Source organism: Microbacterium sp. SLBN-111 (genome assembly GCF_049739645.1).
Classification (GTDB): domain Bacteria; phylum Actinomycetota; class Actinomycetes; order Actinomycetales; family Microbacteriaceae; genus Microbacterium.
In genome coordinates, this window is sequence record NZ_JBMGQH010000001.1 from 658,125 (window position 1) to 670,830 (window position 12,706).

The window sequence follows — 12,706 nt, forward strand, 5'->3', positions numbered from 1 at the left end:
GCTGCGTCGTTCGGGAGGATTCAGGCCGTGCCGGCGGGCTGCATCGTCGCCGTCGCCGTGATGAGGATCGGCAGGTGATCGCTGAGTCCCTGCGGGAGGGTTCGGATGTGCGCGATGTCGAACCCGATCGACGTCGCGAAGTCGTAGTGCCCCCGGAAGAAGCGATACCGCGTGTAGGTGCGGGAGTCGCTCAGGGTCAATTCGTAGCCCTGGTCACGGACGGCCTGCCCCAGGTTCTCCTTGAAGACGGGGTAGTTGTAGTCACCGACCATGAGCGCCGGGAGGCCGGGCCCGAGATTCTGCAGTTCCGCGAGCGCGGTGCGGATCTGGTGACGTCGGAGCGAGTTCAGAGCCGTGAGGGGTGCGGCGTGGAACGAGGCGACGATGATTTCGTGCCCGTCGTCGATGTCGCGCAGTCGGACGCCGAGCATCCGCTCCTCTGCGGGCTTCAGAACGTAGTCGTGGAGCGACTTCTTCAGTGCGATCGCTCGCACCTCCACCGCCCGGAACGTGTTCTCGCGGTAGTACACGGCTAGGCCGAGTCGGTTTCGTTGGGTGGCCTCCGCCAGCCGTAGCCCCGCGATCTCCGCCGGGATGTCACGGGTGTCGCACTCCTGCAGACAGAGAACGTCGACGGCATGCGCGTCGACGAGAGCGGCGAGCTCCCCCGCCGCGCGATGCTTGCGCAGGTTGTACGAGATGACCTTCATGGCCATGCCAGCCTAGGACGGTGCACCCTTGCGGGGCCTGAGGGTTGCGGAACGCTCAGGAACCGATCTCGTCCGCGTCGCGGCGATTGCGGGTCTGTTCCGCGCGAGCGGCCAACAGGTCGTCCGCGGGATATCCGACCTCGGCGAGAACGAGACCACGCGCAGCCAGGACCTTCGTGTCGGGCGTGCGCGCAGCGGCATCCCGGATCGCGAGGACGCGGTCGGCCTCCAGCCGACCCTCACCGACCGCCACGCACGCTCCCACGAGCGCCCGCACCATGCTGTGGCAGAACGCATCGGCGCGGACGTTCGCGACCACGGCACCGTCGGCAGCGCGGTGCCAGTCGTACTCCAGCAGCGTCCGGATCGTCGTCGCCTCCTCCCGCGCCTTGCAGTACGCCGCGAAATCGTGGAGACCGATGAGGCTGCGGGCCGCGGCATCCATCGCCTCGACGTCGAGATGCGCCTTCACGGACGTCGTCCTCGCGCGGTCGAGCGGATCGTAGCCCGTCGCGAGATCGGCGATCCGGTAGGAGTACCGTCGCCACACCGCGGAGAAGCGCGCATCGAAGCCGTCCGGGGCGGCGGTGGTGCGGGTCACGGTCACATCGGGATAAGCGCCCAGGACACCGCGGATCCGGCCCGCGAGCGCGGCCACGGCGTCCGCCTCGTCGCCGTCGCGCCGACGTCGCGGGAGACGGGCCTCCTGCTCCTCGTCGAGGTCGACGTGAGCCACCTGTCCCGAGGCGTGCACTCCGGCGTCCGTGCGCCCGGCCACGACCAGGCGCGGATCCGCGCCGAGGATGCGGGCGAGGGCATCCTCGAGCACGCCCTGCACGGTGCGGAGACCCGGCTGACGGGCCCACCCGCGGAAGTGCGTGCCGTCGTAGGCGATGTCGAGACGGATGCGCACCCGTCTACCCTATTCGCACCGTCCGCGAACGACGGAGGCCCTCTCCCGGGTGGGAGAGGGCCTCGGTACGAGAGGGGCGGGATTACGCCTTGGCGTCGTCCTCGACCGCGTCCGCGGCGGCAGCCTCGGCGGCGGCGCCCTCCTCCTGGGACTCGGCGCCGGCGTCGGCGGCCTCATCGGCGGCGGGGGTCTCGTCGGCGGTGGTCTCCTCGACGGGAGCCTCCTCCGCGGGAGCCTCTTCGGCGACGGGGGCGGCGGCCGGGGCGGCAGCAGCCTTCGACGCGGACGGCTTCTTCGTGACGGGCTCGAGGACGAGCTCGATCACGGCCATGGGGGCGTTGTCACCCTTGCGGTTGCCGACCTTCGTGATGCGGGTGTAGCCGCCGTCACGGTCAGCGACCAGCGGAGCGATCTCGGTGAAGAGGGTGTGCACGACCTCCTTGTCACCGATCACCGACAGGACGCGGCGACGGGCGTGGAGGTCACCCCGCTTCGCGAACGTGATCAGGCGCTCGGCGAGCGGACGAAGGCGCTTGGCCTTGGTCTCGGTCGTCTTGATCGACTTGTGGGTGTACAGGGCCGCCGCGAGGTTCGCGAGAAGCAGGCGCTCGTGGGCCGGGCCGCCGCCGAGGCGGGGTCCCTTCGTGGGCTTGGGCATGTCGTGTTACTCCAGTAGGAAGGTTCGGTCGGGTCCGACGGGTCAGACGGTCTCGTCGTCGTAGCCGCCGAAGAACTGGGCGCCGTCGAAACCGGGCACCGAGTCCTTGAGCGACAGGCCGAGGGAGGTGAGCTTGTCGCGCACCTCGTCGACCGACTTCTGACCGAAGTTGCGGATGTTCATCAGCTGGGTCTCGGAGAGGGCGACCAGCTCCGAAACGGTGTTGATGCCCTCGCGCTTGAGGCAGTTGTACGAGCGCACCGACAGGTCGAGGTCTTCGATCGGCATCGACAGCTCGTTCGAGAGGACGGTCTCGACCGGCGCCGGGCCGATCTCGATGCCCTCGGCCTCGACGTTCAGCTCGCGCGCGAGACCGAACAGCTCGGTGAGCGTACGGCCGGCCGAGGCGACGGCGTCGCGCGGGGCGATCGACGGCTTCGACTCGACGTCGAGGACGAGCTTGTCGAAGTCGGTGCGCTCACCGGCACGGGTCGCGTCGACGCGGTAGCTGACCTTGAGCACGGGCGAGTAGATCGAGTCGATCGGGATCTGGCCCGCCTCGGCGTACTCGTTGCGGTTCTGGGTCGCCGACACGTAGCCGCGGCCGCGCTCGATCGTGAGCTCGAGCTCGAACTTCGCGGTGTCGTTCAGCGTGGCGATGACCAGCTCGGGGTTGTGCACCTCGACGCCCGCGGGAGCGGAGATGTCCGCCGCCGTGACCTCGCCGGCACCCGTCTTGCGCAGGTAGGCCGTGATGGGCTCGTCGCGCTCGCTCGAGACCACGAGCTGCTTGATGTTCAGGATGATCTCGGTGACGTCTTCCTTCACGCCCGGGATGGTGCTGAACTCGTGGAGGACGCCATCGATGCGGATGCTCGTGACGGCCGCGCCGGGGATCGACGACAGGAGGCTGCGACGCAGCGCGTTGCCGATCGTGTAACCGAAGCCGGGCTCGAGCGGCTCGATGACGAAACGGCTGCGGAACTCCCCGATCTTCTCCTCGGTCAGAGTGGGACGCTGTGCGATGAGCACTATGTGTTCCTTTCGATCACGTGCCCGCTATATGACACGTGTAATGGGGTGAGGTGTTGAGTTGTACTCGCAAGATGCCGATGACCGAACGGCCGGTGGCATCCGGATGTCTGTGGGTGCGCGGGAGCGCGAACGTTCCCGGGGAGTGACGAGCACTCCCCGGGAACGATGCGTCAGACGCGGCGGCGCTTCGGCGGACGGCAGCCGTTGTGGGCCTGCGGCGTCACGTCCTGGATCGAGCCGACCTCGAGGCCGGCGGCCGTGAGCGAACGGATCGCGGTCTCGCGACCCGAGCCGGGGCCCTTCACGAAGACGTCGACCTTCTTCACGCCGTGCTCCTGCGCCTGGCGGGCAGCGGACTCCGCGGCCATGCCTGCGGCGTAGGGCGTCGACTTGCGCGAGCCCTTGAAGCCGACGCCGCCGGACGAGGCCCAGCTGATGACGGCCCCGGAGGGGTCGGTGATCGAAACGATGGTGTTGTTGAACGTCGACTTGATGTGGGCCTGACCCACGGCGATGTTCTTCTTCTCCTTGCGGCGCGGCTTGCGCGCGGCGGACTTGGCCTGTGCCATGTGCGGTTCTCCTGGATCCTGCGCCGGCGGAGGCCTAGCGCGCCTTCTTCTTGCCGGCGACGGTGCGCTTGGGGCCCTTGCGGGTACGCGCGTTCGTCTTCGTGCGCTGACCGCGCACCGGGAGGCCGCGGCGGTGGCGCAGGCCCTCGTAGGAACCGATCTCGACCTTGCGGCGGATGTCGGCGGCCACCTCGCGACGGAGGTCACCCTCCACCTTGTAGGTGCCCTCGATGTGGTCGCGGAGCGCGACCAGCTGGTCGTCGGTGAGGTCCTTGACGCGGACGTCCGGGCTGATGCCGGTCGCGGTGAGGATCTCGGTGGAGCGGGTACGGCCCACGCCGTAGATGTAGGTAAGTGCGATCACCACGCGCTTGTCGCGCGGGATGTCGACGCCGGCGAGACGTGCCATGCGGCTCTCCTCAGAGTGTCGTGGAGGTGTGGAGCAGGATCGGTGCCCGGGCCTCCGCCCCGAGGTGTCTCCCGCATCGCGGGTTTCTGATCCTGCCGTTGTGTGTTCAGTTGGAAGTCGTTCGTCGAGCTCGTGCGGACCGTGTCCGCGCGTACTCAGCCCTGGCGCTGCTTGTGACGCGGGTTGCTCTTGCAGATCACCATGACGCGCCCGTGGCGACGGATCACCTTGCAGTGGTCGCAGATGGGCTTGACGGAGGGGTTGACCTTCATGGGGGTGTTTCCTGTTCGCTGTCTTCGACTCCGCCGGGGCGGATCGTTACTTCTCGGCCGGACTCAGCGGTAGCGGTAGACGATACGACCGCGCGTGAGGTCGTAGGGGCTCAGCTCGACGACGACGCGGTCCTCGGGGATGATGCGGATGTAGTTCTGCCGCATCTTGCCGGAGATGGTGGCGAGCACCTTGTGACCGTTGGTCAGTTCGACACGGAACATCGCATTGGGCAGTGCTTCCGACACCGTGCCCTCGATCTCGATGACACCGTCTTTCTTCGCCATAAACTCGCTCACGCTCATTGCAGACCGGCCGGTCTGCGGTGGATGGGGATTCGGTGCTACGACACGCCAATGAAGGCGCAACGCACCAAAGATCAAGCATACGTGGTAGAACGCGATGCGGCAACTCGCCGCAGCGGTTCAGCCGTTGAGTCGACCGACGATGTCCTTCTGCGGGTCACCCGTCAGGTCGGTCTGGTTGACCAGGACCTTGCCGTTGATCGCGATCGTCGGCGTCGCGATACCGGAACCGGTCTGCGACGGCGTCTTCTTCGTCAACGCGGTGACGTACTTCGTGTACGTGCCGCCGGTGATGCACGAGGTCACGGCATCCGAGGCTCCGGCATCCTTCGCGATCGAGGCCAGGGTGGCGTCGTCGAGGCCGGCGGTGCCTTCCTTCGGCTGCTGCGCGTACATCGCCTTCACGAAGGCGGGGATGTTCGCGGGGTCGTCGACCGCCACGCAGTACGCCGCGTTCGCCGCGCGGGTGGAGTACTGCGTCCCCTGCGACTGCGCGTCCAGGATCGAGATCGGGTGGATGTTGAGCGTGATCTCGCCGTCGTCGACCAGCTGCTGCAGCGTCGGACCGTAGGACTGCTCGAACGAGTTGCAGATCGGGCACATGAAGTCGATGTAGGTGTCGACCGTGTTGCTCCCGGACCCCACGGCGATCGCACCCGTGTCACCGTTCACGGCGGAGGACTGCGGGACCGTACCCGTCGACGTCGCTTGGCTGTTGGCGAACCAGACGACCCCGCCGATGATGAGGACGATCACGACGGCGGCCGCGGTCACCCCGATCGCGAACCAGTTGGTGGACTTCCGCGCAGCGGCCATCATCATGCGTCGATCTCCTTCGGCACCACTCCGAAGGGTGCCAGCTTCTCCGCACCGCCGTCGGGAGCGGTGAGGACCCAGACACCCCCATCGTGCACGGCGACGCTATGTTCCCAGTGGGAGCCCTCGGTACCGTCCACGGTGGTGACGGTCCACCCGTCGTCCTCGACCTGGGTCTCCTGGTCACCGATGACGACCATCGGCTCGATCGCGACGGCCAGCCCCGGGCGCACTTCCGCGCCGCGCTCAGGCACGCGGTAGTTGAACACGCTGGGTGCCTCGTGCATCTTGCGGCCGATCCCGTGACCGACGTAGTCGCGCAGGATGCCATAGCCGCCGGCAGGCGCGTTGTCCTCGATGTAGGCCTCGATCGCGGCACTCACCTCGCCCAGGTAGGAGGCGCGACTCAGAGCGGCGATTCCCGCCCAGAGCGATCCCTCCGTCACTTCGGACAGCCGTCGGCGGGGAGCGACCAGTTCCTCCGGCGCGTCACCGGGTACGACGATCGTGAAGGCGGAGTCGCCGTTCCAGCCGCGGAGCTCTGCACCGGCGTCGATCGACAGCAGATCGCCCGCTCGGAGCGGCCGATCGTTCGGGATGCCGTGCACGACCTCCTCGTTCACCGAGGCGCAGATCGTGTGGCGGTAACCGCGAACCATCTGGAAGTTCGACTTCGCGCCCCGCTCGGTGATGACACGGGATGCCGCGGCGTCGAGCTCGAGCGTCGTGATCCCGGGTGCGATCAGGGCACGCACGGCATCCAGAGCGGCCGCCGTGATCAAGCCGGGTTCCACCATCGCCCGCAGCTGCGCGGGCTTCTTGTAGATCGAGGAGCGCAGGACCACGTCAGCGCGCCGGACGCAGGCCGCGCGCCTCGAGTGCGGCGAAGATCCGCGCGGTGATCTCGTCGAGGTCGCCGACGCCGTCGATCTCGTCGACGATGCCCCGCGTGCCGTACACGTCGAGGATGGGCGCCGTCTCGCGCTCGTAGATGCCGAGGCGCGTCGCGATCGCCTCCTCGGTGTCGTCGGCGCGACCCTGCTCCGCGGCGCGCGCCGTGAGACGCGACAGCGACTCCTCGCGCGGCACGACCAGCGCGATGACGGCATCCAGCTGCTCGCCACGGCCCTCGAGGAACTCGTCGAGGTGCAGGACCTGCGAGAGGTTGCGCGGATAGCCGTCGAGCAGGAAACCCTCCGCGGCGTCGGCCTGCGACAGGCGGTCGCGCACGACGGCGCTCGTCAGTTCGTCGGGAACGAGGCTCCCGGCGTCGATGATCGACTTCACCTGGAGGCCGAGCTCGGTCCCCTCGGCGACGTTCGAGCGGAACACGTCGCCGGTGGAGACCACCGGGATTCCGAGAGCGGCACCGACCCGGACGCCCTGCGTCCCCTTGCCCGAGCCCTGGGGTCCAACGATCAGAAGACGTGCGGTCATCGCAGAAGCCCCTCGTAGTGACGCTGCTGGAGTTGCGCGTCGATCTGCTTCACCGTCTCGAGGCCGACGCCGACGATGATGAGGATCGACGCGCCGCCGAACGGGAAGTTCTGGTTGGCACCGACCGTCGCCAGCGCCACGAGCGGCAGCAGAGCGATGAGGCCGAGGTAGATGGATCCGGGGAGAGTGATGCGCGTGAGCACGTAGTCGAGGTACTCGGCGGTCGGACGTCCCGCCCGGATGCCGGGGATGAAGCCGCCGTACTTCTTCATGTTGTCGGCGACGTCGACCGGGTTGAACGTGATCGCGACGTAGAAGTACGTGAAGCCGACGATCAGGAGGAAGTACACCAGCATGTAGAGCGGGTGGTCACCGCGCGTCAGGTACTGCGAGATCCAGGTCACCCACGCAGCCGGTTCCTGACCCGCCTGCGGCTGGTTGAACTGCGCGATGAGCGCAGGGATGTACAGCAGCGACGACGCGAAGATCACCGGCACGACACCGGCCATGTTGACCTTGATCGGGATGTACGTGTTGGTGCCGCCGTACGTGCGACGCCCCACCATGCGCTTGGCGTACTGCACCGGGATACGACGCTGCGACTGCTCGACGAACACGACGAGCGCGACGACGACGATGCCGACCGCGAGGACCAGGAGGAAGACCTCCACGCCGCGGGTGTTCAGGATCGCGAACATCGCGGCCGGGAACGTCGCGGCGACCGAGGTGAAGATGAGGATCGACATGCCGTTGCCGACACCGCGCTCGGTGACGAGCTCGGCGAACCACATGACCAGGCCGGTGCCGGCGGTCATGGTGATGATCATGAGCAGCTGGGCCCACCAGATGTCGTTGGTGAGCAGCTGCTGGCACTCCGGCGCACCGCCCGTGCCGAGCAGCTGACCCGACCGGGCGACGGTCACGAGGGTCGTGGACTGCAGCAGCGCGAGCGCGATCGTGAGGTAGCGCGTGTACTGCGTGAGCTTTGCCTGGCCGGCCTGGCCCTCTTTGTACAGCGTCTCGAAGTGCGGGATGACCACGCGCAGGAGCTGCACGATGATCGTCGCCGTGATGTACGGCATGACGCCCAGCGCGAAGATCGACAGCTGGAGGAGCGCGCCGCCCGAGAAGAGGTTGACCAGCGAGAGCAGCCCCTCAGTGCTTCCCGACGACGCGAGACAGCTCTGGACGTTCGGGAAGTCGACGAAAGGCGTCGGCACGTGGGCACCCAGCCGGTAGATGGCGATGATGCCCAGCGTGAAGGCGATCTTCCGCCTCAGGTCGGGCGTGCGAAAAACCCGCGCGATGGCGCTGAACAAGGGGATTCCTCCAGAACGATCTCGGCGCGCGGCGAGGCGCACTCGGAATCAGACTAACCCAGAAGGGGCCGACGGCCACACGGCCGCCGGCCCCTCCCCGGGTGATACGTCAGTTGATCGAGCCGCCGGCGGCGACGATCTTCTGCTCGGCGGAGCCGGAGACCTTGTCGACCGTCACGTTGAGCGCGACCGAGATGTCGCCGGTGCCGAGCACCTTGACCTTCTCGTTCTTGCGCACGGCGCCCTTGGCCACCAGGTCGACGACGGTCACGTCGCCACCCTGGGGGTAGAGCTCGGCGAGCTTGTCCAGGTTCACGACCTGGTACTCGACCCGGAACGGGTTCTTGAAGCCGCGGAGCTTCGGGGTGCGCATGTGCAGCGGCATCTGCCCACCCTCAAAGCCGACCTTGACCTGGTAGCGGGCCTTGGTTCCCTTGGTACCGCGACCGGCCGTCTTACCCTTCGAGCCCTCACCGCGACCGACACGGGTCTTCGCGGTGTGAGCGCCCGGGACGGGACGGAGGTGGTGGACCTTGAGCACGCCGGGGCGCGCCGCGGGAGCGGCATCCTTCTTGGCGGCCGTCTTACGGGCCGGAGCCTTCTTCGGGGCGTCGACCGTGGCGGTCTCGTCCTTCTTGTCAGCCATTAGTCGATCTCCTCAACCTTGACGAGGTGGGCGACGGTCTTGACGTAGCCGCGCGTCTGCGCGTCGTCGGGACGGACGACCGAGTCGCCGATCCGCTTCAGACCGAGCGAGCGCAGCGTGTCACGCTGGTTCTGCTTCTCGCTCACCTTGGACTTGATCTGCGTGACCTTCAGACGCTCGGCCATCAGGCACCTACCTTCTGAGCGGCGGCCTCGGCGCGCACGAGGCGGGCCGGGGCGACCTGGTCGAACTCCAGACCGCGGCGGGCGGCCACGGCGCGGGGCTCCTCGAGCGACTTCAGAGCCTCGACGGTCGCGTGCACGATGTTGATCGTGTTCGACGAACCGAGCGACTTCGAGAGGACGTCGTGGATGCCGGCGCACTCGAGGACGGCGCGGACGGGACCACCGGCGATAACACCGGTACCGGCGGCGGCGGGGCGCAGGAGCACCACACCGGCGGCAGCCTCACCCTGGACGGGGTGGGGAATGGTCGAGCCGGAGCGCGGAACGCGGAAGAAGTTGCGCTTCGCTTCCTCGACACCCTTCGAGATGGCGAGGGGGACTTCGCGGGCCTTGCCGTAACCGACGCCCACGACGCCGTTGCCATCGCCCACGACGACGAGCGCCGTGAAGCTGAAGCGACGACCACCCTTGACGACCTTCGAGACGCGGTTGATCGTCACGACGCGCTCGAGGAACTGGCTCTCGTTGCGGTCGCGCGACCCACGGTCACGCTGGTTGGCGTTGCGCTCGCGACCACCGCGGCGGGGCTCGCGCTCACGCTCGGCGGGTGCCTGGGACCCAGCCGCACCCTCAGTCGGTGCAGTCTGCTCGGTCACTTCGGTCTCCTTGTTGTCACTCACAGGTTCAGCCCTCCTTCGCGGGCGCCTTCGGCGATCGCGGCGACACGACCGGCGTAACGGTTGCCGCCGCGGTCGAACACGACGTCCGAGAAGCCGGCGGCCTTGGCGCGCTCGGCGACGAGTTCGCCGACCTTGCGGGCCTTGGCGGTCTTGTCACCGTCGAACGAACGCAGGTCGACCTCGAGGGTCGAGGCCGAGGCCACGGTGTGACCCTTGCTGTCGTCGACCAGCTGGACGAAGACGTGGCGGGCCGAACGCGTCACCACGAGACGGGGACGGAGCTCCGTACCCACGACCTTCTTGCGCAGACGAGCGTGGCGACGCGCGCGGGCGGCGGACTTTGTCTTGATAGCCATGGCTACTTACCACTCTTTCCGGCCTTGCGGCGCACAACCTCGCCCGCGTACCGCACACCCTTGCCCTTGTAGGGCTCGGGCTTGCGGATCTTGCGGATGTTGGCGGCGGCCTCGCCGACGGCCTGCTTGTCGATGCCGCTCACGGTCAGCTTGTTGTTGCCTTCGACCGTGAGGGTGATGCCCGCGGGCGGGTCGATCAGGACGGGGTGCGAGAAGCCGAGAGCGAACTCGACCGAGCTGCCCTTCTGGGCCACGCGGTAACCCGTGCCGACGACCTCGAGGCCCTTGGAGTAGCCCTGGGTGACACCGATGATGTTGTTGTTGATCAGCGTGCGGGTCAGGCCGTGGAGCGACCGCGACTCACGCTCGTCGTCGGGGCGGGTGACGAGAACCTGGTTCTCCTCGACCGACACCTCGAGAGGGGATGCCACAGAGAGCGTGAGCTCGCCCTTGGGGCCCTTGACGGCGACCTCCCGGCCGTTCACCGTGACGGTGACTCCGGCGGGGATGTCGATGGGAAGACGTCCGATACGCGACATGTCAGATCACCACACGTAGGCGAGGACTTCCCCGCCGACGCCCTTCTGCTCGGCCTGACGGTCGGTGAGGAGACCGGAGGAGGTGGACAGGATGGCGACGCCCAGACCGCCGAGGACCGTGGGGACCTCGGTGGACTTCGCGTACACGCGGAGGCCGGGCTTCGAGACGCGCTTGATGCCGGCGATCGACCGCTCGCGGTTCGGGCCGTACTTCAGCGTCAGGGTGAGGGTCTGGCCGACGCGGGCGTCCGAAACGGACCACTCGGCGATGTAACCCTCCTGCTTGAGGATTTCGGCGATGTGCGTCTTGAGCTTGGAGCTCGGCAGCGACACGGAGTCGTGGTGCGCCGAGTTCGCGTTGCGCAGACGGGTCAGCATGTCTGCGACCGGGTCTGTCATCGTCATGTGTTGCTTCTTTCGATCATGAGGTTTCGACTGCCGTTACACGACAGCCGACCTTCGATGAGAGGCCCCCGGGATGCCGGGGGCCCGGGTCGGCGGATGCTCAGGCCTGAGCGTCCGCCGACTGGAACGGGAAGCCGAGCTGGCGGAGCAGCGAGCGACCCTCGTCATCGGTCTTGGCGGTGGTGACGATGGTGATGTCAAAACCACGCACGCGGTCGATGCGGTCCTGATCGATCTCGTGGAACACGGACTGCTCCTGGAGACCGAAGGTGTAGTTGCCGTTGCCGTCGAACTGCTGGGCCGAGAGACCGCGGAAGTCGCGGATACGGGGCAGTGCGAGGTTGACGAGGCGGTCGAGGAACTCCCACGCACGGTCGCCGCGGAGGGTGACGTGCGCACCGATGGCCTGGCCCTCGCGCAGCTTGAACTGCGCGATGGACTTGCGGGCCTTGGTGACGATGGGCTTCTGACCGGTGATCTTGGTGAGGTCGTCGACCGCGCCATCGATCACCTTGCTGTCGCGAGCTGCCTCGCCGACACCGGTGTTCACGACGACCTTGACCAGGCCGGGGATCTGCATGACGTTCGCGTAGCCGAACTCTTCCTGCAGGGCCTTCTTGATCTCGGTGTTGTACTTCTGCTTCAGGCGGGGCTGGATCTTGCCAGCCACCGCGGCAGTGTCGGTGCTCATATTCAGAGGTCCTTGCCTGACTTCTTCGCGTAGCGCACGCGGACGGTGCGCTTCACGCCGTCCTTCACCTGCTCCTCGACGCGGTGACCGACACGGGTCGGCTTCTTGGTCGAGGGGTCGACGAGCGCGACGTTCGAGATGTGGATCGGGGCCTCGAAGGTCTCGATGCCACCGGTCTTGGTGCCGCGCTGGGACTGGCCGACGCGGTTGTGCTTGGTGACGTAGTTCACGCCCTCGACGATGACGCGGTTCTGCTCGGTGAGGACCTCGAGGACCTTACCCTGCTTGCCACGATCTCCGCCGCGCTCGGGCTTGGCGCCCGAGATGACCTGAACCAGGTCGCCCTTCTTGATCTTCGCCATGATCAGATGACCTCCGGGGCGAGCGAGACGATCTTCATGAACTTCTTGTCGCGAAGCTCACGACCGACCGGTCCGAAGATGCGGGTGCCGCGGGGCTCCCCGTCGTTCTTCAGGATCACGGCGGCGTTCTCGTCGAACTTGATGTACGAGCCGTCGGGACGACGGGTCTGCTTGACCACGCGGACGACGACGGCCTTGACCACGTCGCCCTTCTTGACGTTTCCACCGGGGATCGCGTCCTTGACCGTGGCGACGATGACGTCGCCCAGGCCCGCGTAGCGGCGGTTCGAGCCGCCGAGCACGCGAATGGTCAGCAGCTCCTTGGCGCCGGTGTTGTCGGCGACCTTCAGCCGGGATTCGTTCTGAATCACTTGTTACTCCTTGGGTTCCAAGCAGCCGCG

General features: G+C 67.3%; 21 protein-coding genes. All 21 read right to left on the reverse strand.

Going from position 1 to position 12,706, the window contains the following annotated elements; genetic code table 11:
• Nucleotides 1–20 precede the first annotated feature (20 nt).
• The 21 genes from RKD05_RS03120 to rplN all read right to left on the reverse strand — a co-directional run bounded on the left by RKD05_RS03120 (nt 21) and on the right by rplN (nt 12,676).
• The gene (locus tag RKD05_RS03120; protein WP_424707978.1) at nt 21–710 is read right to left on the reverse strand and encodes an endonuclease/exonuclease/phosphatase family protein; all 690 of its coding nucleotides are present in this window, start codon (nt 708–710) and stop codon (nt 21–23) included.
• Nucleotides 711–765: 55 nt separating this feature from the next.
• Nucleotides 766–1,623, reverse strand: a complete 858-nt coding sequence (gene truA, locus RKD05_RS03125; RefSeq protein WP_424707979.1) for a tRNA pseudouridine(38-40) synthase TruA — start codon at nt 1,621–1,623, stop codon at nt 766–768.
• 82 nt (nt 1,624–1,705) lie between these two features.
• Nucleotides 1,706–2,281, reverse strand: a complete 576-nt coding sequence (rplQ, locus tag RKD05_RS03130) for a 50S ribosomal protein L17 (RefSeq protein WP_424707981.1) — start codon at nt 2,279–2,281, stop codon at nt 1,706–1,708.
• 42 nt (nt 2,282–2,323) lie between these two features.
• The gene (locus RKD05_RS03135; protein WP_022879045.1) at nt 2,324–3,313 is read right to left on the reverse strand and encodes a DNA-directed RNA polymerase subunit alpha; all 990 of its coding nucleotides are present in this window, start codon (nt 3,311–3,313) and stop codon (nt 2,324–2,326) included.
• 173 nt (nt 3,314–3,486) lie between these two features.
• Nucleotides 3,487–3,885 carry a 30S ribosomal protein S11 gene (gene rpsK, locus RKD05_RS03140; RefSeq protein WP_013583990.1) on the reverse strand — a complete coding sequence of 133 codons (399 nt, stop codon included), beginning with the start codon at nt 3,883–3,885 and terminating at the stop codon, nt 3,487–3,489.
• 34 nt (nt 3,886–3,919) lie between these two features.
• Nucleotides 3,920–4,294, reverse strand: a complete 375-nt coding sequence (rpsM, locus tag RKD05_RS03145) for a 30S ribosomal protein S13 (protein ID WP_063256596.1) — start codon at nt 4,292–4,294, stop codon at nt 3,920–3,922.
• Nucleotides 4,295–4,449: 155 nt separating this feature from the next.
• Nucleotides 4,450–4,566, reverse strand: a complete 117-nt coding sequence (rpmJ, locus tag RKD05_RS03150; protein ID WP_005050492.1) for a 50S ribosomal protein L36 — start codon at nt 4,564–4,566, stop codon at nt 4,450–4,452.
• 63 nt (nt 4,567–4,629) lie between these two features.
• Nucleotides 4,630–4,851, reverse strand: coding sequence for a translation initiation factor IF-1 (infA, locus tag RKD05_RS03155; RefSeq protein ID WP_013583992.1), 222 nt, complete (start codon nt 4,849–4,851; stop codon nt 4,630–4,632).
• Nucleotides 4,852–4,989: 138 nt separating this feature from the next.
• Nucleotides 4,990–5,691, reverse strand: a complete 702-nt coding sequence (locus tag RKD05_RS03160) for a DsbA family protein (protein WP_424707983.1) — start codon at nt 5,689–5,691, stop codon at nt 4,990–4,992.
• Nucleotides 5,688–6,530 carry a type I methionyl aminopeptidase gene (gene map / locus RKD05_RS03165; RefSeq protein WP_424707984.1) on the reverse strand — a complete coding sequence of 281 codons (843 nt, stop codon included), beginning with the start codon at nt 6,528–6,530 and terminating at the stop codon, nt 5,688–5,690. Before map ends, RKD05_RS03160 begins: the two co-directional genes overlap by 4 nt.
• A 1-nt stretch (nt 6,531) precedes the next feature.
• Nucleotides 6,532–7,122, reverse strand: a complete 591-nt coding sequence (locus RKD05_RS03170; RefSeq protein WP_424707986.1) for an adenylate kinase — start codon at nt 7,120–7,122, stop codon at nt 6,532–6,534.
• A complete protein-coding gene (gene secY, locus RKD05_RS03175; RefSeq protein ID WP_063256600.1) occupies nt 7,119–8,441 on the reverse strand; it encodes a preprotein translocase subunit SecY in 1,323 nt (440 codons plus the stop codon). The genes RKD05_RS03170 and secY overlap by 4 nt, the downstream gene beginning before the upstream one ends.
• 109 nt (nt 8,442–8,550) lie before the next feature.
• Nucleotides 8,551–9,087, reverse strand: a complete 537-nt coding sequence (rplO, locus tag RKD05_RS03180) for a 50S ribosomal protein L15 (protein ID WP_022877828.1) — start codon at nt 9,085–9,087, stop codon at nt 8,551–8,553.
• Nucleotides 9,087–9,272: a 50S ribosomal protein L30 gene (gene rpmD, locus RKD05_RS03185; protein WP_013583998.1), complete on the reverse strand. Its 186-nt coding sequence runs from the start codon at nt 9,270–9,272 to the stop codon at nt 9,087–9,089. Before rpmD ends, rplO begins: the two co-directional genes overlap by 1 nt.
• Complete coding sequence (gene rpsE / locus RKD05_RS03190) at nt 9,272–9,952, reverse strand: 30S ribosomal protein S5 (protein ID WP_022877829.1); 681 nt, start codon at nt 9,950–9,952, stop codon at nt 9,272–9,274. Before rpsE ends, rpmD begins: the two co-directional genes overlap by 1 nt.
• Nucleotides 9,949–10,308 carry a 50S ribosomal protein L18 gene (rplR, locus tag RKD05_RS03195; protein ID WP_022877830.1) on the reverse strand — a complete coding sequence of 120 codons (360 nt, stop codon included), beginning with the start codon at nt 10,306–10,308 and terminating at the stop codon, nt 9,949–9,951. Before rplR ends, rpsE begins: the two co-directional genes overlap by 4 nt.
• 2 nt (nt 10,309–10,310) lie before the next feature.
• On the reverse strand, nt 10,311–10,847 hold the full coding sequence (gene rplF, locus RKD05_RS03200) for a 50S ribosomal protein L6 (RefSeq protein ID WP_022877831.1): 537 nt from the start codon (nt 10,845–10,847) through the stop codon (nt 10,311–10,313).
• A 6-nt stretch (nt 10,848–10,853) separates the two neighbouring features.
• Nucleotides 10,854–11,252 carry a 30S ribosomal protein S8 gene (gene rpsH, locus RKD05_RS03205; protein WP_022877832.1) on the reverse strand — a complete coding sequence of 133 codons (399 nt, stop codon included), beginning with the start codon at nt 11,250–11,252 and terminating at the stop codon, nt 10,854–10,856.
• A gap of 100 nt (nt 11,253–11,352) precedes the next feature.
• Nucleotides 11,353–11,943, reverse strand: coding sequence for a 50S ribosomal protein L5 (gene rplE, locus RKD05_RS03210; RefSeq protein ID WP_022877833.1), 591 nt, complete (start codon nt 11,941–11,943; stop codon nt 11,353–11,355).
• Nucleotides 11,944–11,945: 2 nt separating this feature from the next.
• Nucleotides 11,946–12,305, reverse strand: a complete 360-nt coding sequence (gene rplX, locus RKD05_RS03215) for a 50S ribosomal protein L24 (protein ID WP_063256603.1) — start codon at nt 12,303–12,305, stop codon at nt 11,946–11,948.
• Nucleotides 12,306–12,307: 2 nt separating this feature from the next.
• Entirely contained in the window at nt 12,308–12,676 is a 369-nt protein-coding gene (gene rplN / locus RKD05_RS03220) for a 50S ribosomal protein L14 (RefSeq protein WP_013584005.1), read from the reverse strand.
• Nucleotides 12,677–12,706 lie beyond the last annotated feature (30 nt).

Excerpts from the sequence above, each read along its gene's own strand:
- rpmJ (WP_005050492.1), bottom strand. The coding sequence starts at position 4,566 with ATGAAGGTCAACCCCTCCGTCAAGCCCATCTGCGACCACTGCAAGGTG.
- rplE (WP_022877833.1), bottom strand. The coding sequence starts at position 11,943 with ATGAGCACCGACACTGCCGCGGTGGCTGGCAAGATCCAGCCCCGCCTG.
- rplQ (WP_424707981.1), bottom strand. The coding sequence starts at position 2,281 with ATGCCCAAGCCCACGAAGGGACCCCGCCTCGGCGGCGGCCCGGCCCAC.
- infA (WP_013583992.1), bottom strand. The coding sequence starts at position 4,851 with ATGGCGAAGAAAGACGGTGTCATCGAGATCGAGGGCACGGTGTCGGAA.
- RKD05_RS03120 (WP_424707978.1), bottom strand. The coding sequence starts at position 710 with ATGAAGGTCATCTCGTACAACCTGCGCAAGCATCGCGCGGCGGGGGAG.
- RKD05_RS03170 (WP_424707986.1), bottom strand. The coding sequence starts at position 7,122 with ATGACCGCACGTCTTCTGATCGTTGGACCCCAGGGCTCGGGCAAGGGG.
- rpsH (WP_022877832.1), bottom strand. The coding sequence starts at position 11,252 with ATGACGATGACAGACCCGGTCGCAGACATGCTGACCCGTCTGCGCAAC.
- rplX (WP_063256603.1), bottom strand. The coding sequence starts at position 12,305 with ATGGCGAAGATCAAGAAGGGCGACCTGGTTCAGGTCATCTCGGGCGCC.
- rpsK (WP_013583990.1), bottom strand. The coding sequence starts at position 3,885 with ATGGCACAGGCCAAGTCCGCCGCGCGCAAGCCGCGCCGCAAGGAGAAG.
- rplF (WP_022877831.1), bottom strand. The coding sequence starts at position 10,847 with ATGTCGCGTATCGGACGTCTTCCCATCGACATCCCCGCCGGAGTCACC.
- rplR (WP_022877830.1), bottom strand. The coding sequence starts at position 10,308 with ATGGCTATCAAGACAAAGTCCGCCGCCCGCGCGCGTCGCCACGCTCGT.
- RKD05_RS03160 (WP_424707983.1), bottom strand. The coding sequence starts at position 5,691 with ATGATGATGGCCGCTGCGCGGAAGTCCACCAACTGGTTCGCGATCGGG.
- rpsM (WP_063256596.1), bottom strand. The coding sequence starts at position 4,294 with ATGGCACGTCTCGCCGGCGTCGACATCCCGCGCGACAAGCGCGTGGTG.
- rplO (WP_022877828.1), bottom strand. The coding sequence starts at position 9,087 with ATGGCTGACAAGAAGGACGAGACCGCCACGGTCGACGCCCCGAAGAAG.
- rpmD (WP_013583998.1), bottom strand. The coding sequence starts at position 9,272 with ATGGCCGAGCGTCTGAAGGTCACGCAGATCAAGTCCAAGGTGAGCGAG.